Here is a 22,437-nt window from a genome sequence, read left to right as displayed (position 1 = left end):
ATCCCCCAGCCTCCTGAACTGTCGCTTTTTCACGATAAATAAAGCTTTTTAAGCGGTTTTAGCACTGTTAAACTAACCCGACAAAAATACTACAACAACGTATGACTACCTGGGCCAAGGCCTGAGTAATCATCAATTGAACGGAACAAGTATGCGTACCAGTCAATATATTTTAGCGACTCAAAAAGAGACGCCTGCAGATGCAGAAGTGATCAGCCATCAGCTGATGTTACGCGCGGGCATGATCCGCAAATTAGCCTCCGGTTTATACACTTGGTTACCTTCCGGCCTGAAAGTGCTGCGTAAAGTAGAAAAAATCGTCCGTGAAGAAATGGATAAAGCCGGTGCCATTGAAATGCTGATGCCCATCATTCAGCCTGCTGATTTATGGCAAGAGTCGGGCCGTTGGGAGCAGTTTGGTCCTGAACTACTGCGTATCAATGACAGACACAATCGTCCGTTCGCACTGGGCCCAACCCACGAAGAAGTGATCACTGATCTGGTACGCCGTGAAGTCAGCAGCTACAAACAACTGCCACTGACCTTATATCAGGTTCAGACCAAAGTCCGTGACGAAGTGCGCCCTCGTTTTGGTGTCATGCGTGCCCGTGAATTCACCATGAAAGATGCGTATTCTTTCCACCTGGACGAAGCGTGCCTGGAAAAAACCTATCAGGCAATGCACCAGGCCTACTGTAATATCTTTGAACGCCTGGGCCTGGATTACCGCCCGGTTATCGCAGATACCGGTTCTATCGGTGGCAGTGTGTCGCACGAGTTCCACGTTTTGGCTGAATCGGGTGAAGATGCTATCGCTTTCAGTACTGAAAGTGACTATGCTGCAAACATTGAAAAAGCGGAAGCAATTGCGCCATCTGAGCCTCGTCCAGAGCCATCAAAAGCGCTTAACACCTTTGACACGCCTGAAGCCAACACGATAGCCGAGTTAAAAGCAAAGCACGGTGTTAAACCACATCGTGGTGTGAAGACTCTGATAGTCTATGGTGCACCGGACGAAGACGATAAGCGTGGTCTGGTTGCGCTTATTCTGCGTGGTGATCACGAGTTGAATGAGCTTAAAGCTGAGAAACTACCTCTGGTTGATTCGCCGCTGGAAATGGCCAAAGAAGAAGACATTATTGCAGCCATTGGCGCTAAGCCTGGTTCACTGGGCCCGGTTGGTCTGAGCATGCCTGTTATCGTCGATCGCAGCGCTGCTGTCATGGCCGACTTCGTTGCAGGTGCGAATAAAAATGGCGTTCACTACAGTGGTATTAACTGGGATCGTGATGTGACAGACTATACGGTTGCAGATCTGCGCAATGTGGTTGAAGGCGATCCAAGTCCGTGTGGTAAAGGCACGCTGCAGATCAAACGTGGTATTGAAGTTGGTCACATTTTCCAGCTAGGTACTAAGTACTCAGAAGCCATGAGCGCTGGCGTACTAGGTGAAAGTGGTAAAAACCAGGTCATGACCATGGGCTGTTACGGTATTGGTGTTTCGCGTATCGTTGCGGCTGCCATCGAGCAGAATAATGACGATTACGGCATTAAGTGGCCACAGGCCATTGCGCCGTTTGAGCTGGCTATTGTACCAATGAATATGCATAAATCGCATCGCATCCCTGATATTGCACAGAAGTTTTATACAGACCTGCAAGCGGCCGGTGTTGAGGTACTATTTGACGATCGTAAAGAACGTCCGGGTGTGATGTTCAACGACATGGAGCTATTGGGCGTGCCATTTACACTGGTGATAGGCGAGCGTAACCTGGATAACAATCAGGTTGAGCTTAAAAACCGTCGTACTGGTGAAAAACTGATGCTGGACATCGACTCTGCAGTAGCAGAGATCGCCAAAGCATTGGGTAAATAACCCCCTTCTTCGGCAGAGTACACTGAGCTGTGCTCTGCTTTATCCCCACTGTCACAATAGCTTCTCTTAACTGCCCTGTTTTTGTCATCCCTCGTCTCTAACTTAGGGTTTATTACGCTCGAGAGTATGGCTATGACACAAACCTACTATCCAACAATTTGGATCTCTGATGTACATCTGGGCTATAAAGACTGCAAAGCCGAGTTTCTGCTGGACTTTCTGAACAGCACACGTTGCGACACCCTGTATCTTGTCGGTGACATCGTAGACCTATGGTCACTCAAGAGGCAGTTTTTCTGGCATTCCAGCCACTACCAGGTACTCGAATGTATTCAACGCAAGGCTGAAAATGGCACTAAAGTTATTTACATTCCCGGTAATCACGATGAGACTTTTCGCAGTTACGTAGGTAAAACTCTGTTTCATGTTGAAGTACACAAAACCTATATTCATACTACGTCTGCAGGTAAGCAATTTTTGTTGTTGCATGGTGATGATTTTGATTCAGCAACCCGCTACAACAAGCTGATAAGCATCATAGGCGATGCAGCCTATGACTTCTTGCTGTTTCTTAACCGCTGGACCAATCGAGTACGCAGGCTTTATGGCGGACACTATTGGTCTTTGGCTTCATGGCTAAAGAACCGGGTTCATAAAGCCCGTGAAGCCATCCATGCTTTCGAACAAGCTGCGGTGCACGAAGCGAAAAAACGCGGTGTTGATGGCATTATTTGCGGTCATATACATCAACCAAGGATTGCTGTCATGGATGGTATCGTGTACTGCAATGATGGCGACTGGATAGAAAATTGTACTGCGCTGGTAGAAAATGAACAAGGCCGAATTGAATTACTACATTGGTCTGACATTAAGAAAGTTCTGACCGTGATCGAGCCTGAAGTAGCCTCCTCTGAGGACGTCAAGGCTGCCTGAACCATTGGGTAGCATGGCGTTAACCATGCTACCTATCTATCTGAATAATACAGATTCACGGCTGAACCAACGAACACAACAAGCCAACAGTGCTGCAGCGAGCATAGTTGAAGCTAAGAAGATCAGCGCAACAGCTTGGTAATCAACAGTCCCTTTAACAATTTCCTTGATGGCCAGGGCCACATTAGTAATTGGGATCCAAGCGGTTTTAGCATCTAATACCATATTCGGCAAAACGGAAATCACAATCGGCACAAACACCAGCATACTCAGCGGCCCCATGTAATTTTGTGCTTCTTTAAAGCTGCGAGCATAAATGGATATCGCCAGCACCAGAGACGATAGCATCATGGCAACGGGCAATAGCAGAGCAAAAATCAAAAGAAAGTCCCACTGAGTAACCGTTGCAAACGCACTCAGGATTGGATCGAGTGCACCAAACCCGCTCGCGACCCATATCCACACGGACATACTAGATACGGTCACCAGCGCACAGGCAATGGAGCTGATCAGAATGGTGAAAAATTTTCCCAACACCAGCTGAGTGCGGGTCAGTGGCGTTAGCAACAAGGTTTCGAGTGTGCCACGCTCTTTTTCACCCGCTCCCAGATCAATGGCCGGGTAACTGGCGCCCATCAATACCAGAGGAATCAACATATACGGAATAAACGCACCGATTTTCTCACCTATGTTTTCGCGCCGGTCAGCCGTATCCACCTTTTCCATCAAAACGGGCTTAAGCACAGCCGCTTGTTTATTCTCTTCAACACCCAAATTGATAAGCGCCTGCTCTGTCAGTTTGGCTGAATACTCATCTATAACCTTTTTTATGCGATCATAGATGTAATTAATGGACTGGGCATCATTGAAGATAACCTGAAATCGAGTTTGGTTACCCTGGGACAGCTGTTCCTGAGGAGATGACGGAATGTAGATACCCACGTCAATAATCCCTCTTCTCACAGCATCTCTGAGTGCTTCAACAGTGTCGAACTTAGTATCACCTGCATAGCGTTTAAAACTACGATGATAGAACAAGGTATCAGCGAAAGGACGAGCGAAATCCTCGTTAACCACATAAAAGGTATGGACTTTTTGCTCAGCCTCTAACGCTGCCTTAGAAGTCAGAAAAGCAACAAAGCCGAATAAAACGGGAAAGATAACAATCGGCAGCGCAATTACAAAAAACAGCGTTTTGCGGTCTCTCAGTAATTCACGCAGCTCCTTTAACATGACTTCAAACATGTTGCCCTCCCTGAATGATATTTAAAAACGCCTGATTGAGCTCGCTGTTTTGTCCTTGCTCGCGAAAAGCTCCCAGGTCGCCTTCAAAACAGCTGATGCCTTTGTCAATCACGCAAACCCGATCACATAGCATATCTACTTCATCAAGATGATGGGTAGAAAATATAACCGGCGTACCCTGCTCTTTTAATTGTCTGATAAAAGACAGTAAGGTTTGCTTAGTCATAATATCCAGACCCGTTGTTGGCTCATCCAGGATAACCACCTGCGGGTCATGAACCACCGCTCGGGCAATGCTGGTTTTCTGTTTCATACCTGTAGATAAGCTGTCTGAGCGCTTGTCGAGGAAGGAAGTCATATCCAGCGTTTCGAACAACAGCTCACAGCGGTCTTTTAACTTTTTGCCTTTAAGGCCATGTAATCTGGCAAAGTACTCAACATTTTCTTTTGCACTCAGGCGCCCATAAAGGCCGGTCGTGCCAGACAAAAAACCGATATGACGCCTGCCATGTAGCGGGTTTTTGACGATATCTTGCCCTGCGACAATGATAGCCCCGCTGTCAGGAGACAGTGCCGTTGACAACAACCTGAGCGTTGTTGTTTTGCCAGCCCCATTAGGGCCGAGTAGCCCCAGTACTTCCCCTTTTTGACACTGAAACGATACAGATTCAACTGAATGAAAATGACCGTCTCTTTCTCTGGAGTCGTCACTGGTTTTATTTTTGTTATGCTCCCTGCTGAGCTTAAAACGTTTTTTTAAACCCTCAACCTGTATCACTGTGTGTCCTTTTTTGCTGTCGGCAGTCGTTTGGGGCGGAAATAATCGGTATCGCTATAAAAAGCCAGATCCTGCTGACCCTGATGCCATTGGGGTATCCCAAGTAATGGTAGCGGTGACATCTGCTTATTATTATCCAGCAATCCCTGACGCTCTATCATATCTACCAGTTTTTGGTCTAAATGGCGATACTGAAGCTTTAAAGGCAAGTGATAAAAAGCTTCATCTACTTCGATGCAAATGACCTTGCCCGTAAGACCAATAAAAGGTTTGGTCAGCATTTCGTAGTTTGCATGACCAAATACAAAGGGTAGCAGGTTGTGATGCCACATCGCACTGTATTCATAAAATACTTCCTGCCACTGGTGAGCGCGCAATGCCGTTTGCCAACTGATATCTGGTACTGCCAATATCACTCCACATTCATCGAATAATGTCAGTGCATTGCGCTTTTTACTGCGCTGTTTAAGGCCATGTTCACCGATTTCCTGCATATGTAAACGATTCAACAAAGATTTCGTTTGTGGAAACAGACACCAGATCAGGGCGCCAAAAAAATCATGCCAGTTATGTTCACGGGTAGGAATGCGGTTTGTATGAGCAATGATCTCTTCGTAATACAGAGTTTCCCCTTCCAATTCACTATTGGGTGTAAATACTACATCCCGATTGAGTTGCTGATCTTTTTGGCCATTCAGCCAGTCGAATGACGGCCAGTCAGTATGATGACTGAGCAAAAATAGTTCTTCTAAATGTTCAAACGGTGCCTGACTGAACAGGTCTGCATGCCAGTGCTCTGGCGCGGTGAATTTATTCATATTGCCGATATGTCTTTCTCTGGCAGTGTTCAAAGCTGGCATTTTACCTCACCCGCACCCAATACCCCAAGCCTACTTTGTTTAGTAAATCGTCAATTCCGTCAATTATCGCCAAAAGTCGAAATAACGGTTTAAATAACGTTATACTAGCGGCATATAACAACAAGCGAAGATAAATAACACTATGAAATTAAAACTAGCGCTAAGCGCACTGTCTGTTGCTGTGTTAGCTGGCTGTATGGCAACACAAACCAACCAGCCTGGCGATGTAACCGCCGCTTATAACAGCATCAATGCCGACCAACTGGCAACCCACATTAAAACCCTGGCCTCTGACGAGTTTGGTGGTCGTGCCCCTTCTACCAAAGGCGAAGAACTGACCCTAGCCTATCTTAAAAAGCATTTCACTGAGCTGGGATTCCAACCTGGCAATGGTGACAGCTTCTTCCAGGAAGTCCCTTTAGTATCTATCGAAGCTGACCCGAATATGACACTGAGCATTGGCGGCAAAGACTACGAATATAAAAAAGATATGGTGATGGGCACAGGCCGTATCAGTAAATTGGAGTCTATTAAAGATTCTGAACTGGTGTTTGTCGGCTATGGTGTCAATGCACCTGAATATGGCTGGAATGATTATGAAGGTCTGGATGTGCGTGGCAAAACCGTCGTCATGCTGGTAAACGACCCGGGCTTTGCACATAAAGATCCTGCTTTGTTCACGGGTGAGGCTATGACTTACTATGGTCGCTGGACTTACAAATATGAAGAAGCAAGCCGTCAGGGCGCTGCAGGTGCTATTATCGTTCACGAAACCGCACCAGCCTCTTACCCCTGGAGCGTTGTTGAGAATTCGTGGAGTGGTCCTCAATTTGGCTTCCAGAAAGAAAACAACAACATGGACCGCGTAGCTGTTGAAGGCTGGGTAACCAGTGATGTCGCCAAAGAGCTGTTTGCAAAAGCTGGTCTGGACTTTGCCGAAGCAAAAGAAAAAGCAGCTGCTGGTGCATACCATGTCGACATGGGCGATTTAACAGCGTCTGTTACTGTAAAAAGTAAGATCAGCACTTCAACGTCTTATAACTTCATCGCGACTTTGCCTGGAACAAAACACAGTGATGAGCACATCATCTACTCAGCTCACTGGGATCACTTAGGCACAGATCCTAACCGCAAAGGCGATAAGATTTATAACGGTGCTCATGACAATGCAACCGGCACAGGTGGCATGATCGAAGTCGCTGAAGCTTTCAGCAAACTACCCGTTAAACCAGACCGTTCAGTCACGTTCCTGGCCGTCACCGCGGAAGAACAAGGCCTGCTGGGCTCAAAGTTCTACGCAGCAAACCCGGTTATCCCTGCCGATAAAACGGTTGCCAACATCAATATGGACAGCCTTAACCTGCTGGGTAAAGTAAAAGACATCAGCGTTGTGGGTATTGGTAAATCATCACTGGACGAAATGCTGGAAACCGCAGCGAAAGCGCAAGACCGCGTTGTCTCTGGCGACCCGCGTCCGGCAGCTGGCGGATACTACCGCTCTGATCACTTTGCCTTTGCCAACATGGGGGTTCCGGCCATGTATGCCGGCGGTGGTACAGAAGCGCGTGACGAAGCCACAGCACAATACCGTAAACGCATGAGCTTGGTACTACGTGGCTGCTATCACCAACCTTGTGACCGCTACCGTGATGAATGGGACTTAAGCGGTGCTGTACAGGATCTTCAGTTATTCTTCCAGGTTGGCTACGACATTTCTCAGCAGAACGACTGGCCTACGTGGAAAGCAACCTCTGAGTTCCAACGCAACAAATAAATACAAATGATATTGATTTTCATTTAATATCATTCTAAAGTGCAACTGTGTTTTCAATCGGTTGCACTTTTATGCTCTCACAATCCTACTCTGTCACAACCAGAAGCAGATCTGCGCTCTCCTCCTTGCTGGTAAACAAACGATTATTACTGCCATTTTTACTCTGCCTGGCTGTCGCCTTTGAGCCTCTGCGCGCCCTTACTATCGCCACACTCGCCGACGCATTTTTTCAGGTAAGTGTGTTTGTTGCCGGAACACTGGCAATCTATTACTTTTTGATCGACAGATTACCTCAACTGGAACTCAGTTACCTGAAAGCCAAGTCCCCTGTGCTGGAAATTGCAATGGCAGCGGTGCTGGGTGCACTACCGGGCTGCGGCGGCGCAATCATAGTAGTCACGCAGTTTACCAAAGGACAGGCAAGCTTTGCTTCTGTGGTTGCTGTACTTACGGCAACCATGGGAGATGCTGCTTTTTTACTCCTGGCAAAACAACCAATCGAAGGGTTGATAATTATCGCTTTAGGTATCGCTGTAGGCATTGCCAGTGGTTTGATTGTGAACTTGCTCCACAAGCCTGAGTTTTGCCAGCCAAACCTGCAAAGCAAAAACGCCATACAATGCAAAGCGCCTTCTCCTGCCATTCGGTTCAGTGAGCCAGTCTGGCGCTGGGCACTTATACCCAGTCTAATCATTGCGTTGCTGATTGCATTTAACACAAACCTGGGCGTCTTCACACAGCCTGTAGAGCTGGCTGGGGCTGCCTTAGCCATATTTGCGCTCACTATCTGGGCACTTTCTTCAAAGGGGCAAAGTTACCGCGAAGTCACAGCTGAAGATGATGAACAGGATCCCCCATCCAAGCTGGCTAAAGTCATACACGACACCCACTTTGTCACAGCCTGGGTCGTTGCCAGCTTTATGCTCTACGAACTTTCTGTGGCGTTGTTTGGCCTGGATCTGGCTGCCTGGTTTAATGAATACGCAGTATTTGCCCCTCTTATCGCGGTTGCCATTGGGTTACTGCCTGGCTGTGGGCCACAAATAGTGGTGACCACTCTTTACATTCAGGGGATTTTACCTTTCAGTGCACTGGCGGCAAATGCGGTTGCAAACGATGGTGACGCGCTGTTTCCTGCCCTTGCGCTGGCACCAGGGGCGGCTGTTTTGGCAACAGTTTATTCCGCCATACCCGCGCTGCTTGTCGGATATGGCCTGTACTACTTTGCTGTATAGTAAAAGCAAAAGGCCTGCAGACGCAGGCCTTTTTAATTACATGGTGACAAATGAAGTGGTGCTAAAAACTAGGCTTCATGTTTTTCGATGATCAGAATCACTTCACCAACTTTGAAGCCCCATTTGATAATTTCTGTACGATTGAATAATCGCTTTTCATTGACCAGATACATCCAGTCATCCAGTGTGACTTCCAGTGGCTTGCCCTGATATTGGATCTCCAGTTGATATCGCCAGTACAAAGCAGAGCCAGCTGTTTCGCCTTGAGCAACACCAATAACGTCTCCCGCAGTGCCTTTATACCTATTATCTGCGATTTTCTCCAGTTGCCATACTCTCGTCGATTTCTCTCCATCGTCGAAACGAAACCACTCTTTCAGCTCGCCTTTATTGCCGCGCCAGGTGCCTATCAAGTCGGCCTCAAAGCGACGGGTCAGATTGCCACTGCGATCCAGCACTATCCCGTAGGCAGTGAGCTCACCTTCAAAAAATTGTTCAAGTGCCAGCTCTGGCTTGGTATCGCTGTAATCCGCAATCGTTTTGCTGGTGCAGCCACTCAGAGCCAACGCCAGCAGCAAAGTTATAACTAGTTTCATTGTGTTACCTTCTTCCTATGAGCTGCTTTCTTAGCTCAGGCTCTGTGGTTTTCTCAGACAGCCAGATCCCTAAAAAGGCCGGTCCAAATGCACTGTCCTTAATCGCTCCTAAAAAACGCGCCGATGCTTTAAGATCAGATTCGGACAGCGACGCACTCAGCTCAGCTGGCGGTTCAGGGCGGAAATAAAAGCGACTTTGCAGGTCCTCATCGACCACCAGGATCAGCTGATTACCTTTGCGTATGTCAGGCCAAAGCTGCACAAGCTGCCGCAGCCATTGTTCACTGTTATCAAGCGAAAGCTGCTGTTTTTGCCATTGCTCTTCGGTGGCGTCAACCAACTCCTGCGCTTCGATGTCACGCTTGTAGGTCAGGCTCAGTATCTGAGGATATTCAGTTTCCCGATAATCCTCACCGCCAGTGTAAAGCGCAGCTGAGTAAATATCCCAGAACAAATAGCGCAAGTCTGCAGTACCGCGTAAATCAAGCTCCGACAGCTCAGTTGATGTTGATGCCTCAGCCTGCGTCGAAACCGCAGCGGGCGCCACAATTAATGCAGCTGACAAAATCAAGCCGTTTAACTGTTTAAACATGTTGTACTCCTGTTTTCGCGACAAAACGGCTGTTAAGGTGAACCACCAGGGGCAACACAACCGCCCAGACAGCGCCGAAGACTATAAACAAATTGAAAACGGACAGCGCGCTATCAAGTGCACCGAGCTTTATGCCGCCAATGTAGCTCAGAGCGCCAAACACCGCACCGAGTACAGACTGAACGCCCAGATGGCAACGTCCTAACCAGCTCAGACTGTGGTTGAGCGTCAAGGTGAAATGCACCCACAAAAAAGCAAGCCACACAGGAAGCCAGGGCTGATCACCGGCAAACTGAATGACGCCCGCTGCCGCCAGCGCTTGATCTACCAATAAACCTACCGGTAAAACCATCAGACTACTGAGGTCAGCCTTACGACTTGGCGACAACGCAAAGTGCAGCGCCAGCAACACTATGACCCCAATCAGTGCCTGGTGAGTGAACAAAGCACTCAACCACCACACTGACTGGAATATAACGAGGTTAACTAGCCAGAAATTGCTCATCATTGACCCCAACATATCTGGGTTTACGTGCAACTAAATGATGCGTACTGATCACCCGCTCCAAAAATGCGCCTTCACAATATTGCAGATAAAAGAGCCATAAACGTCTGAACTGCTCGTCAAACCCGAACGTGCGGATCTGCTGCCAGTTCTGCTCAAACTGAAGACGCCAGCGTTTAAGCGTTTGCGCATAATGCAGGCCGATATCGTCTATATCTCGCACCACCATATCTGTCTGTGTGGCCAGGTGTTGTGACATCACAGCCACAGATGGCAAACACCCGCCTGGGAAAATATAACGCTGGATGAAATCCACGTTGTTGCGGTAGTGGTCGTAGCGGCTATCAGAGATAGTAATAGCCTGCAATAGCATCAGGCCATCGTCTTTTAACAAGCTGCTACACTTGGCAAAAAAGCTTGCCATGTAACTATGCCCAACGGCCTCAATCATCTCGATGGAAACCAGCTTGTCGAACTTACCCTCAAGTAAGCGATAATCTTGCTTTAACAGGGTTATCTGCCCCTGCAAACCAGCCGCTTTGATTCTTTGCGCTGTAAAGTCGTGCTGAGCGTCGGAAATCGTCGTGGTCGTGACCTTACAGCCATAATTTTGCGCAGCAAATAACGCCAGCGCTCCCCAGCCCGTTCCAATTTCAAGTAAGTGATCATCTGCGCTCAGCTCTAGTTTGTCGCAGATGATTTTTAGCTTGTTATGTTGGGCCTGCTCGAGGGGCTGCTCCAAGGTTTCAAAGACCGCGCTGGAATACATCATGGTTGGGTCAAGAAATGCCTGATACAGATCATTACTTAAATCATAATGGGCCAGTATATTTTGCTTAGAGCCCGACTCACTGTTGCGATTGCCAAAGTGAAAGAGGCGATTTTTCACGGCGGTAAGCCAGGACATTTTGCCTTCCAGCTCATCCAGCTGAGATTGCGCGCGGGCAAACATGCGGATCACTTTGGTCAGGTCTGGGCTATGCCACTTCCCTTCAATAAACGCCTCAGCGGCGCCAATACCACCTCCTTTAAGCACATCCAGGTAAAAACTAATGTCATTGACGAAAATGGTCGCCTGTAGTCTGGGTTGCATCGCCCCCAGCACAACTTTTTCACTGCCCTCAATGATCTCGAGACGATCATGTTCCAGTTTTTCAAGCAACTTAAAAATGACTGCTCTGGCTTTATTTATCATCAACTGATGCCACCAGGATACCGTGGCAGGCTTAGAGATGGTTTGGCTATTTTGTTCCATGTATCACTTCGCTTTATTACAGTTAGAATGCGTTTCGGGGTGCGGTATGAAAGGCACACGCTTCACCCAAAGTTTGAGTGCCTGCCAGTAAATTGCCAGGCATATTTTCAATGTCATAGAGGGCAAACACAGGCCCAGCCCCAACAGGCTTTTAACCGACAAGGGTGTTGACTTGAGTGCCATGGTGGCATCAAACAGCTTGTCGTCTTGTAAAGCGCCCTTTTGCTTGTACTCATGTTCGGCCGTAGCGTGGTTTTCTATGTGCACCAGTAATCGCCCCGACCCTTGTGCGGGCGGTGCACTAACACGCCACAAATACTGCATATCCAGAGTCATAAATGGCGACACATGAAATACCTTATCGGTTCTGTGCACCTGACTGATATCGACCAGATAATAATGTCGCTGATTCCATGGGGTGTTGCTTACTTCTGCCAGCATCAGGTTACACTTGCCCTGCTCGTCGTAACAAAAGTACACATTAAGCGGGCTGAAATATAATCCCAGGCAACGCCCCTGAACCAGTGCTTTTACGCGACCTCCGGGCCATTGCCCGCCAAGCTCTATGACTTTGTTTTTTATACGTTGTTGCAGCGTGCCGGGATCACCTTTGAGATAGTCTTGTTGGCAAAAACGAATGGGCCGATACCACTGGGGACCAATGAGTCCCCGGCCTTTTTGCACAAAGGTGTCTTCATCCAGATCCAGGCACAGCATATAGAGGCGATAGGAAAAGCCATGAGTCACAGGCGCAAAGCGCCGATGCCTGACCTGGCCGACATACAAAGGTGAACTCTGAGCTACACCAGTCATTACAGGTCATCCAAGCTAATGCCGAACCGTGCTGCTACATCGACCGCACTGCGCACGCCGTCTTCGTGAAAACCGTTGTACCAATAGGCGCCCGCAAAATGAGTATGCTGAAGTCCACAAATTTCCTTGCGACGTTGTTGTGCCGCCATGCTCTGGGTATTAAATACCGGATGCGCGTATTGATATTGACCAATCACCTTGTCTTCATCGATCGGCTGGTTCAGCGTCACACAAAAGGTGCATGGCGCCTCGATACCCTGCAATATATTCATATTGTATGTTACTGCCGCTGGGCGGGATTCATTGTTGTCGAGCAAGTAGTTCCAGGCAGCCCAGGCTAAACGACGCTTTGGCAGTAAATCCGTATCAGTATGCAAAATCACGCTGTTTTTTGCGTAAGGAATAGCCGACAGCACATTGCTTTCTTCTGCGCTGGCATCGCCGAGTAAGTTGAGCGCTTGGTCGCTATGACAGGCCAGTACCACCTCATCAAACTCACTGACAGTATCAGCAAAGTGCAACTGAACACGGCCGTTTTCTCGGGTCACTTTTTTGATGTCTGCATCAAGATGGATATTGGCCTCCAGACCACTTAATAGCGGCGCAATATACTGCTTTGAGCCACCCGGGATCACATACCACTGGGGCCTGTCGCTGATATTGAGTAAGCCGTGATGATAAAAAAAGCGGACAAAAAATTTGAGCTCGAATTCCTTCATTTTCTGTAAGCTGGTAGACCAGATTGCAGCACCCATAGGCAAAATGTAATGCTCAGCAAAAAACTCGCTGAAATTTTGCTCCCTGAGGAAGCTGCCCAGTGTTTCTTCACCAGAAAAGTCGTCTTCTGCAAAGCGCAGTTTTGCTGTTTTATTAAAACGTACAATCTCGCGAATCAGGCGCCAAAATTTAGGACGAACTAAGTTACGTCGTTGGGCGAACAAGGTATTTAGGTCATGACCGTTGTATTCCAGCCCGGTGTCTTTATTGTGCACACTGAAACTCATTTCAGTGGGCTTGCCCTGGATCCCCAGTTTATCCATCAATTTAATGAAGTTTGGATAAGTTCGGTCGTTATAAACAATAAACCCGGTATCAACCTGATAGGTTTGGCCCTGGTACTCAACCTCTTTTGTGGCAGTGTGGCCACCAAGGCGGTCTCTTTTTTCGAACAAATGTACATCGTGTTGGGTACTGAGCAAACGTGCACAGACCATACCTGAAACGCCACTACCAATGACGGCTATTTTTTTCATCTTTTTATCCATTTTGCCGCAACATGTCGCCAAACGTTATGCGGCAACCAACCAAAAAATTTAAGCAGGTAGGTAAACCTGCGAGGAAAGTGAATATCAAACTGTTTTTTTTCTACCCCTTGAAAGATACGCTCCGCGGCTTGTTCGCTGGTTACCTGACAAGGCATTGGGAAATCATTTTTTTGGGTAAGCGGGGTATCCACAAAACCCGGGTGTACAACACTTACCTGAATACCGCTTCCGGCCAAATCCACATCCAAAGTCTTGGCCAGATAGGTCAGTCCAGCCTTGGAAGCGCCGTAGGCCTCAGCACGTGGCAGTGGTAAAAAACTGGCCGATGAGCTGACAAAAACCAAAAATGCGCTGCCGTTAAGTTTGCCAAGCCAGGCATCCAGGCAGTAGCCGACCGAGATCAGGTTAACGCGGATGATGCGCTCAAACAGCGCTGAATCGAATTGTTTGGCGTCGTCTATGTATTCACAGCCACCGGCGTTGAGGATAATCCCATCCAACTGTGGCAGCTTGTCCGCCACATCAAAAATGGCAGTCTTATCGTTAAGGTCAAAGCATATATGACGGACTTGCTCAGATTCAGGCAAAACCGATTGCAGCTTGTCTTTATTACGACCACAAACATGCACTGTGTATCCTGCGTCTTTATAGCGCTTGGCCAGTGCCAGCCCTATTCCGGAGCTGGCACCTGTAATTAGAACTTCGGGCATGCCTGCTCCCCTCCATTGTCTGTACTAGTCGCTTGTTCCCCAGAAACGCGAGATTTAAGCCAGCGTACCCCCATCCCCATGACGGGAATGTGTTCATACAGCAAACTACCTGCATCGAAGTAGTCTCGGTGCATTATCACTTTGCCATCCTGTACTTTTAAAAAGGAGTGACCTTCTACGCTTATCTCACGTCCTTTGCTCAGGCGCTTGTGTCTGTAGTGCATGGTCCAGTATAAAGCAGCCTGATCGCCCTGAGATAAGCTGTGCCGAATATCAAACTGACAGCTGATCACATTGCTGTACATGTCGCTAAAATACGCATTCAGATTCTGCAATCCACTGATCCCGTGAAGCGGGTCACTAAACTGAATATCAGGATGGTAAATTTCTTCCAACAGGTGTAAGGTTTCTTTGTCCAGCTTATTGTAAATCCTTACAAAATCGCTGAGCCAGTCTGGTTGTTTGGTCATTACTCTGTCCTTTTTGCTACTATGCTTTGTTGTACGCGTGCAACAGGTCATAAGATCAAGCGTACTCAGGTTATGGCAACCTTTTGTCCTGGCGGTAACCTTCAGCGGTATGTCAGTTAGCTTAGTTACTACATTAGCAGCATTTGTGATAAAACGCCTGAAATCAGCACCCTATAAACGAAAAAAGCACAAAGGCGGCCTTTGTGCTCAAATCGAAGGAGGAATTAAGAACTGTCTTACTGCTGGGCTAGTAAATCAGCTTGCCAATGGGATTAAACAGCTGACTGAGGCCCTGACTGAAGTGGAGTGCATCGTCTGCCAGCGTAAAGCACAGGCACGACTCGGTCGCGACTGGCGAGTGTTCATGCTCCCCGTCAAGCATAATGAAATCGCCCGGCACATAGCTGTCCATTTCATCTTTGAAAGTGCCCGAAAGCAGCAACGTCAGCTCGAACCCTTTGTGGGTGTGTTGTGGCACACTGCCACCTTTTTCAATGTGCAATAAACTGGCATGAAGCTTTCCATCGCCCAGATTCAACCTGGAGCGAGACAGCTTACCGAGTTTTAACCAGCCACTCAGACCCACATTTTGTAAACTGGATGGCAGTACAAACTGCTCTCCTTTCACTTCTATTTCAAGCGGTGCCGGTGCGAGGTCTTCAGCGAGCATCGTGTCTTCTGTTATTTGGGCGATCAAATCGTCCCAGTTTTCATCACCTTGCAGGTCCAACTCTTCACCAGCAAAGCTATGCGCACAGCTTGTTTCAAACTGACTAGTCAGCAGCTGACATTGCGGGCACATAGCCACATGCATACTCACAGCCACACTGAGTGACGCGCACAGTTCTCCCTGAACATAAGATTGAAGAATGTGTTCGGATGGGTGATATTTAATCATGGTGCTCCCCCATATGTGCTTTCAGTTTGCCCAGTGCCAGTCTCAGTCGGGATTTTACGGTGCCCAAAGGTATGCCAAGTTGATTGGCCAGCTCTTCCTGGCTCATCTCTTGAAAATAAATGCCTTTCACAACATTTTTTTGTTCTTCAGGTAGCTTTTCTACATACTCTACGAGCTGCCTGTCCAACAAATGATCGGAAAATTCGGCACTGTCATCGCGTTCGTTGCTATGTTGCTGCCAGATGTCCTCACTGAGGTTATCCTCGCGATTGGTCTGCATCTTTCTGAGCATATCGAAGGACTGATTACGCACCAAGGTATAAATCCAGGTGGTTACCGCGCCTTTCTCTGCATTAAAGAGATGCGCTTTTCGCCACACATTAGCCATGCTCTCCTGCAACAGCTCTTGTGCCTGGCTTGCATCGCCAAAGCGCTGACGCCCAAGGTGCAAGACCTTAGGTGCGAACCACTTGAATAAACAGGCGAATGCTTTTCTGTCCCTTTGCTTGGCAATGCGGTGCATCCAGTCGCACAACTGCGCCTGTTGTTCGGGACTGAGCAGGCGTTGCTCCGAAGTTTGTGTAGCAGCAACGTCTTTCATAACTGACCCCTGTGGCGTTTCGGTACTTTGCTGACGGCTTTTCTCTATCATTAGCTCACATCCATACATAATGGAAGTTTAAAAACGGATTTTTTATTTCTGTAGATTCAATACGTCGAACGAATAGATTTGGATCACACACGCTGACGAATATATCAGTCGTCCTGACCCGTTAAAATGGTATCAAGGAATTTCAATGCCTGAGGCAATGTGCCAGGCTCGCAAAAGCCCTCCTTATGCTCAGGAGAAAACGGTAAAATCTCCAAGAAACGTCCAGCTACCCAGGCGGCATCCTCAAAGCGCGGCTCAGGATAGAGCGCTGCAAGCTCTGGATTTTGTTTGAATATACGCAGCAGCTCGTCACTGATGTGCTGATATCTGGGCGCCAGCTCGCAATGCGACCAATGTGGTCTTACGTCAAAGCAAGCCTGACGTAATCCATCCGCTTCCATCCAGACTTCGGTAACATCCAGCAAGCCCTTAGAGCGCACATCTATGGTCAAAATATCATCTTCCGCAGAGCCAAAATCAATAATCTCTACCCAGCTTGCCCAAGGGGCTGTCTGATATTCAGTCGCAGACTTATACAAGCTCAGCGCAAAGTGGCGGTCGTCGCCCGCTTCTTTCACCATACGTAAATACTTTTGTTCAAATATCCGCAACCGGGTGACGCCACCGGGCAGCAGAAATACGGGTAGTGGAAAAAGTGCCATTTGCACGCTTTGCATCATAAAATCAGGCCAAACAGTTAAATCTGACTTATAATACGCATCAGCGATTTACACGGATCAACGAAAATCTATCTCGCTAAGCCAGTAGGTGCTTTTTAGTTTTTGATCGGCGGGGGCATTAAAAAAGGGCCGTAAAGGCCCTTTACAACAAGTAAGAAACTAGCAAAAAGCGATGATTAGCACATGGCCATCATCATTTTAGCCGGCTCCTCTAAGTAAGACTTCCACAAATTGTTGAATCTTGCAATCGTTCCGCCATCAATAACCCGGTGATCGCCAGACCAGCTCACCTGCATAATCGCGCGAGACACCACATTGCCCTGCTCATCAAAGCGCGGCAGATGCTGCAACTTACCCAGCGCAACAATGGCTACCTCTGGTTTATTGATAATAGGGGTTGCAGTCGTTCCGCCGATTGCGCCAATGTTCGAAATTGAGATCGTACCGCCTTTCAGGTCATTAGGAGACACTCGCCCTTCACGCGCAGCATCTGTAAGTTGCGTGACCGCTTGAGCAACATCGACTATCGACTTGTTCTGACACTGTTTTATGTTTGGTACCAGTAATCCAAGCTTGCTGTCGACCGCCATACCGATATTGTGGTCGTCAAAGTATGTGATCTCTGTGCACTCGTCATTGACCTGCGAATTAAGAATTGGAAATTCTTTAATCGCCAGTGATAGCGCTTTGATAAAGAACGGCATCATTGTAAGTTTAATGCCCTGCTTTGCGTACTGATCTTTTAGCGATTTGCGCAGTGCGATCAGATCCGTCAGATCAATCTCATCACTGTAAGTGAAATGCGGAATAGTTGAAACCGATGCGACCATCTGCTTGGCCATCGCAGCCTTCATGCCACGGATAGACTCCACACGTGTACCACCTGATGATACTGGTGCTGGCGTTGATTGCTCTGCCTGAGCAAGCGTAGACGACTGAGCAGCGGTGCCACCTTGCGCAAAGCGCTCAAGGTCTTCTTTAAATACACGACCGTTTTTACCTGAGCCTGGTACCTGGGTGATGTCGATGTCCATCTCGCGCGCGCGGCGTCTGACCGCAGGCGAGGCAACGGCTTTGCCATTCACTTTAGTCGCTGTCGCTGGTTGTGCAGACGGCGCTTTGTTCTCTTTAACCGGCTGGGGCTTATGGACCGCCAGTTCGTCTTGTTTCGGAGTGTGATCCGCACCTAAGCGCATCTGGAATAACGGACTGTGCACCTGTGCAATGTCGCCTTTCTGATAATACAGTTTTTCAACCACACCATCGTACTTGGCTGGGATTTGCACCAGCGCTTTGTCTGTCATCACATCACACACAGCCTGATCTTCTTTGATTTCATCGCCTTCTGCGACCAACCACTCGACGATTTCACACTCAACAATACCCTCACCGATATCCGGCAAAATAAAGTCTTCTAAATGCGCCGCAGATTCAGCTGGCGCTGAACCGCTGTCACCTGTATTGCTGGCAGGTGCAGGCGCTTCACCGGCAACATCCATTGCAAACAAAGGTTCATGGACTTTAGCAATATCGCCTTTTGCATAGTGTAGCTGAGTGATCACACCATCATGTACCGCTGGGATCTGGACCAGCGCCTTATCTGTCATTACATCACAGATAGGCTGATCTTCTTTTACTTCATCACCAACATTCACCAGCCATTCGACCAGTTCACATTCGACGATCCCCTCGCCGATATCCGGTAAAATAAATTCTTTAGACATGATCCGTCCCTTAAAACTCTACTGACTTCTTAATTGCAGCGAATACTTTAAGTGCATCCGGTACATACTCTTTTTCCAGTGCCAGCGGATAAGGTGTATCCAGGCCACAAACACGCTCAATAGGCGACTCAAGATGCAGGAAACACTCTTTCTGGATAGTCGCTGCGATTTCAGCGCCGAATCCATTCGTGATCGGTGCTTCATGGCTGATAACCAGGCGACCGGTTTTAGTTACAGACTTAGCGATGGTTTCAACATCCCAAGGTAAAATTGAACGCAAGTCAATGACTTCACAGCTGATCCCAGCTTCTTCGGCCTTGGCTGCAGCCTGCTCAATGATCTCCATCTGTGCGCCCCAGGCAAGTAGTGTCACGTCTTTACCTTCTTTCACTACTTCCGCTTTACCAATTTCAATGGTGTAATCACCCTCAGGTACTTCACCCGTAGAAGCGCGATACAAACGCTTTGGTTCAAAGAAAATCACCGGGTTGTCATCTTTGATACATGCGCGTAGCAGGCCCTTCGCCTGATATGGATTACGCGGCACGACCAGCTTAAGGCCCGGGGTGTGTGCGAAATAAGCTTCGGGTGATTGTGAATGATACAAGCCACCGGCAATACCGCCGCCGTAAGGTGTGCGAATGGTCAGATTGCCAACATTAAACTCATTACCAGAGCGGTAACGGAACTTGGCCGATTCATTTACTATCTGATCGAACGCCGGGAAAATGTAGTCAGCAAACTGGATCTCAGCCAGCGCAGGTGCACCGAAAGCCGCCAGGCCATTTGCAAAACCCAGGATCCCCTGCTCAGTCAGTGGTGTATTAAACACACGGTGTTTACCGTATTTTTCCTGTAAACCTGAAGTGGCACGGAATACACCGCCAAAATAGCCCACATCCTCACCAAAAATACACGCCTGCGGGTGCTCTGCCATAGTGATGTCTAGCGCCGAGTTAATGGCGTGCAGCATGTTCATTTTAGCCATTATTTTATCCTCCCAGCCGTGATTGGATACGCATCCGGATGCTGTTTAATATGCTCTTTAAGTTCTTCGTATTGTTTTTTTAATGCCGGGATAGGCGTATCGTAAACGTCAGAAACCAGCTCTTCCAGTGCCGGTTTTTGAACCTTTTCAGCCACCTTCAGCGCAGCCAGGATCTCTTCACGGATCTTGTCTTTTTGTGCTTCATCTTCTTCTTCGTTCAGCCAACCTTGTTTTAGCAACCAGGCCTTAAAGCGGGCAACCGGACAGTTTGACTTAAATTCGGCTTCTTCGTCTTTAGTACGGTAACCCGACGGGTCGTCCGACGTAGAGTGCGCACCTAAGCGATAGGCAATCGATTCAATGAGGACAGGCTCACCTGTGGTGACTGCGATTTCACGGGCTTTTTGCGTTGCCGCATACACCGCCAAGGTATCCGCTCCATCGACACGAATGGTCTTAATGCCATAGCCGACACCGCGAGAGGCAATACCGTCGCCTTTAAATTGTTCATCAGCTGGCGTAGAGATGGCGTAACCATTGTTGCGGGCAAAGAACAGTACCGGTGCCTTATGCACCGCGGCCATGTTCAGACCAGCGTGGAAGTCGCCTTCCGACGCGGCCCCTTCCCCGAAGTAACAAATGGTGACGTTGTCGATTTCGCTGCTTAGCTCACCGCTTTGTGCGTCAATATGCTTCAATTTCTGGCCGTACGCATAGCCCGTTGCTTGCGGGATCTGTGTGCCCAGTGGCGATGAAATGGTCAGGTAGTGTAATTCATTTGAGCCATAATGCACTGGCATCTGACGACCTTTACCCAAGTCTTTTTCGTTAGAGAACAGCTGGTTCATAAACTGCTCAAGCGAGAATCCACGATAGTGCAGCGCCGCCTGTTCGCGATACTGCGCCATGATCATGTCTTCTTGTTTTAGCGCAGCCGCACTGGCGGTAATAGCAGCTTCTTCACCGAGACACTGCATATAAAAGCTGATCCGACCCTGACGCTGAGCCGCCTGCATACGTTCATCCAGCAGGCGGATAAAACGCATGGTAGAATAAATACGCAGCGCCGTGTCTTTGTCTAACTCAGGTGCCGTTGCACCGTCCAAAATCTCACCGTCTTCGCTGAGAATTTTCAGCGTCGGGATGTTAAGCGCATGGCCATCGATAAATTCGAGCGCATGGCTGATATTCAACGATATGTTATTGGGGTTAGTCATAACCTACCTTCTCTTGTTGTCATAACTAATTTGCAACGCCAAAGCCGCTTAAAATGGGCCGGATCCGCGGTTAGAGATTTGAATAATTAGTGCGGTAAATGCAAATTAATTAAATTAAAGCTTTTGCCACTTTACGTTAACGTAAACGGTTATTCAACTAATCCTAGATGAATAACCGTTAATTTGCACATTTTGCGGTGGAAAGTTTTTGATACGCTTTAACAAGCGCTTTATTTACAATGAGTTATACGAAGTTTTCGTCTACTTCCAGCGGGATCACAGTCAGTAACGCACGCTGACCCAGCGCGACTTTAGCATTCGGGAAAATGATGGCTTCGCCCTCAACTTCTGCAAAGTAGGCCGTATCACCGTCGGTTGCGAGCAATTCACCTTTCGCAAAACCGGTGAAATTTACCGCAGAATCAGGGAATGGGAATGAAAACGCCTCACAGGTGCGGTTTATCGTACGATGCACCTGGAACAACTCGAAATCATTTGCATTAAACTCACCAAATTCGATATTTTTCTGGCTAATTAATGCTTTTAGCGTTTGTTTTACTGCGGCAAAGCGTGACATATCATTCTGACCAAAAGGTTTCACCTGCCCCAGCTCAACTGTAAAGGCGTCAGCACCAAACTGAAAAGATGAGAAGTAGCTGAAGGTAGTCGCTGCTGAGCGCATCATTAAAATGGTATTGACACCACAGGCCAGCATAAATTGCAGCTGTGACTTCTTCCACGGCTTGCCGTGTAAGAATGGATAAACTGCAAATTTCTCGTTTTTCGAGCCACGAATGGCAGTATGCAGATCATAGTGGCAGCGATAACGCCCCTCTGGCACGCTGGTGAAAAAGTCGCGCACATAGCCTTCAAGTTTTGCAGCGCGGATCTGCTCCGGGTTTTCGGTGCGGTTTTCGTGCGCCCCGTTGAACAATCGGTTAAGGTTTTCATCCACAAAGCGCTCTGCGATATTGATAGACTTAGGGTTACCAAACACAAATAACACACGATGTGCCAGTTCAATGCGCTCCAGGATCACATCCTGAATAAACTCGTCGCATATTTCGATGGGGGCGGTTTCATTGCCATGCACCGCGCTCGACAACACGATGTCTTTGTTACCATAAGTGGCAGGCGTAAACTGAATAACACCCGTGTCTTTTACTTCAACCAAAGTGCCGTTGCTCAGCGTAAATTGCTCAGCGGCAAGGGAAAACTCGTTATTGCGAGTCAGAGTCAGGAAGTCTCCAGTTTGTTTTAACGTATCAAGGTACATACGAACATCACCTTTTGTGAGAGAAATGAGCGTCGCTGAGGAATTATACCAAATTCACTAAATACCTATTCAATTTGACGGAGCAAATATGACGC

The 22,437-nt window shown here is 48.0% G+C and carries 22 protein-coding genes; 4 read left to right on the top strand and 18 right to left on the bottom strand.

The window, feature by feature from the left end; all coding sequences use genetic code 11:
• Positions 1-151: 151 nt before the first annotated feature.
• Together CWB98_RS14330 and CWB98_RS14325 are read left to right on the top strand one after the other, a co-directional pair.
• Positions 152-1,876 carry a proline--tRNA ligase gene (locus CWB98_RS14330; protein WP_138545481.1) on the top strand — a complete coding sequence of 575 codons (1,725 nt, stop codon included), beginning with the start codon at positions 152-154 and terminating at the stop codon, positions 1,874-1,876.
• A 132-nt stretch (positions 1,877-2,008) separates the two neighbouring features.
• A complete protein-coding gene (locus CWB98_RS14325; protein ID WP_138545480.1) occupies positions 2,009-2,809 on the top strand; it encodes a UDP-2,3-diacylglucosamine diphosphatase in 801 nt (266 codons plus the stop codon).
• Between the two features lie 36 nt (positions 2,810-2,845).
• Here the strand turns inward: CWB98_RS14325 and CWB98_RS14320 are convergent, their stop codons facing one another.
• The 3 genes from CWB98_RS14320 to CWB98_RS14310 are packed head-to-tail and all read right to left on the bottom strand — an operon-like array spanning position 2,846 to position 5,692.
• Positions 2,846-4,054 (bottom strand): ABC transporter permease, encoded by a 1,209-nt coding sequence (locus tag CWB98_RS14320; RefSeq protein ID WP_138545479.1) that lies wholly within the window; start codon positions 4,052-4,054, stop codon positions 2,846-2,848.
• The gene (locus CWB98_RS14315; protein ID WP_138545478.1) at positions 4,047-4,832 is read right to left on the bottom strand and encodes an ATP-binding cassette domain-containing protein; all 786 of its coding nucleotides are present in this window, start codon (positions 4,830-4,832) and stop codon (positions 4,047-4,049) included. Before CWB98_RS14315 ends, CWB98_RS14320 begins: the two co-directional genes overlap by 8 nt.
• Positions 4,829-5,692, bottom strand: a complete 864-nt coding sequence (locus CWB98_RS14310; RefSeq protein WP_432765891.1) for a DUF3025 domain-containing protein — start codon at positions 5,690-5,692, stop codon at positions 4,829-4,831. The genes CWB98_RS14315 and CWB98_RS14310 overlap by 4 nt, the downstream gene beginning before the upstream one ends.
• 142 nt (positions 5,693-5,834) lie before the next feature.
• On the opposite strand from CWB98_RS14310, the gene CWB98_RS14305 reads away from it, so the two are divergent.
• Both CWB98_RS14305 and CWB98_RS14300 read left to right on the top strand, forming a co-directional pair.
• A complete protein-coding gene (locus CWB98_RS14305; protein ID WP_138545477.1) occupies positions 5,835-7,466 on the top strand; it encodes a M28 family metallopeptidase in 1,632 nt (543 codons plus the stop codon).
• 71 nt (positions 7,467-7,537) lie between these two features.
• Positions 7,538-8,701, top strand: a complete 1,164-nt coding sequence (locus tag CWB98_RS14300; protein ID WP_138545476.1) for a putative manganese transporter — start codon at positions 7,538-7,540, stop codon at positions 8,699-8,701.
• 68 nt (positions 8,702-8,769) lie between these two features.
• Here the strand turns inward: CWB98_RS14300 and CWB98_RS14295 are convergent, their stop codons facing one another.
• From CWB98_RS14295 to astE, 15 genes are all read right to left on the bottom strand, one after another.
• Positions 8,770-9,297: a DUF3833 domain-containing protein gene (locus CWB98_RS14295; protein WP_138545475.1), complete on the bottom strand. Its 528-nt coding sequence runs from the start codon at positions 9,295-9,297 to the stop codon at positions 8,770-8,772.
• Between the two features lie 4 nt (positions 9,298-9,301).
• Entirely contained in the window at positions 9,302-9,889 is a 588-nt protein-coding gene (locus CWB98_RS14290; RefSeq protein ID WP_138545474.1) for a hypothetical protein, read from the bottom strand.
• Complete coding sequence (locus CWB98_RS14285; RefSeq protein WP_171045660.1) at positions 9,882-10,397, bottom strand: DUF2878 domain-containing protein; 516 nt, start codon at positions 10,395-10,397, stop codon at positions 9,882-9,884. The genes CWB98_RS14290 and CWB98_RS14285 overlap by 8 nt, the downstream gene beginning before the upstream one ends.
• Positions 10,372-11,649 carry an SAM-dependent methyltransferase gene (locus tag CWB98_RS14280; RefSeq protein WP_138545472.1) on the bottom strand — a complete coding sequence of 426 codons (1,278 nt, stop codon included), beginning with the start codon at positions 11,647-11,649 and terminating at the stop codon, positions 10,372-10,374. The genes CWB98_RS14285 and CWB98_RS14280 overlap by 26 nt, the downstream gene beginning before the upstream one ends.
• A 3-nt stretch (positions 11,650-11,652) precedes the next feature.
• Positions 11,653-12,462, bottom strand: a complete 810-nt coding sequence (locus tag CWB98_RS14275) for a DUF1365 domain-containing protein (protein ID WP_138545471.1) — start codon at positions 12,460-12,462, stop codon at positions 11,653-11,655.
• Positions 12,462-13,715: an NAD(P)/FAD-dependent oxidoreductase gene (locus CWB98_RS14270; protein ID WP_138545470.1), complete on the bottom strand. Its 1,254-nt coding sequence runs from the start codon at positions 13,713-13,715 to the stop codon at positions 12,462-12,464. Before CWB98_RS14270 ends, CWB98_RS14275 begins: the two co-directional genes overlap by 1 nt.
• Positions 13,712-14,437 (bottom strand): SDR family NAD(P)-dependent oxidoreductase, encoded by a 726-nt coding sequence (locus CWB98_RS14265; RefSeq protein WP_138545469.1) that lies wholly within the window; start codon positions 14,435-14,437, stop codon positions 13,712-13,714. The genes CWB98_RS14270 and CWB98_RS14265 overlap by 4 nt, the downstream gene beginning before the upstream one ends.
• A complete protein-coding gene (locus CWB98_RS14260) occupies positions 14,422-14,907 on the bottom strand; it encodes a nuclear transport factor 2 family protein (RefSeq protein WP_138545468.1) in 486 nt (161 codons plus the stop codon). The genes CWB98_RS14265 and CWB98_RS14260 overlap by 16 nt, the downstream gene beginning before the upstream one ends.
• A gap of 247 nt (positions 14,908-15,154) precedes the next feature.
• Complete coding sequence (locus CWB98_RS14255) at positions 15,155-15,805, bottom strand: ChrR family anti-sigma-E factor (RefSeq protein ID WP_138545467.1); 651 nt, start codon at positions 15,803-15,805, stop codon at positions 15,155-15,157.
• Positions 15,798-16,457 (bottom strand): sigma-70 family RNA polymerase sigma factor, encoded by a 660-nt coding sequence (locus CWB98_RS14250; protein WP_125717486.1) that lies wholly within the window; start codon positions 16,455-16,457, stop codon positions 15,798-15,800. The genes CWB98_RS14255 and CWB98_RS14250 overlap by 8 nt, the downstream gene beginning before the upstream one ends.
• 104 nt (positions 16,458-16,561) lie before the next feature.
• Entirely contained in the window at positions 16,562-17,119 is a 558-nt protein-coding gene (locus CWB98_RS14245; protein WP_138545466.1) for an LON peptidase substrate-binding domain-containing protein, read from the bottom strand.
• Positions 17,120-17,313: 194 nt separating this feature from the next.
• Complete coding sequence (locus CWB98_RS14240; protein ID WP_138545465.1) at positions 17,314-18,861, bottom strand: dihydrolipoyllysine-residue acetyltransferase; 1,548 nt, start codon at positions 18,859-18,861, stop codon at positions 17,314-17,316.
• A 10-nt stretch (positions 18,862-18,871) separates the two neighbouring features.
• On the bottom strand, positions 18,872-19,849 hold the full coding sequence (locus tag CWB98_RS14235) for an alpha-ketoacid dehydrogenase subunit beta (protein ID WP_046004494.1): 978 nt from the start codon (positions 19,847-19,849) through the stop codon (positions 18,872-18,874).
• The gene (locus tag CWB98_RS14230) at positions 19,849-21,066 is read right to left on the bottom strand and encodes a thiamine pyrophosphate-dependent dehydrogenase E1 component subunit alpha (protein WP_138545464.1); all 1,218 of its coding nucleotides are present in this window, start codon (positions 21,064-21,066) and stop codon (positions 19,849-19,851) included. Before CWB98_RS14230 ends, CWB98_RS14235 begins: the two co-directional genes overlap by 1 nt.
• 244 nt (positions 21,067-21,310) lie before the next feature.
• Positions 21,311-22,342 carry a succinylglutamate desuccinylase gene (gene astE / locus CWB98_RS14225; protein WP_138545463.1) on the bottom strand — a complete coding sequence of 344 codons (1,032 nt, stop codon included), beginning with the start codon at positions 22,340-22,342 and terminating at the stop codon, positions 21,311-21,313.
• Positions 22,343-22,437: the final 95 nt, after the last annotated feature.

This window comes from Pseudoalteromonas rubra, from assembly GCF_005887115.1.
GTDB lineage: Bacteria > Pseudomonadota > Gammaproteobacteria > Enterobacterales > Alteromonadaceae > Pseudoalteromonas > Pseudoalteromonas rubra_F.
The sequence above is the reverse complement of the archived record's forward strand: the minus strand, read 5'-3'. Positions and strand labels throughout refer to the sequence as shown.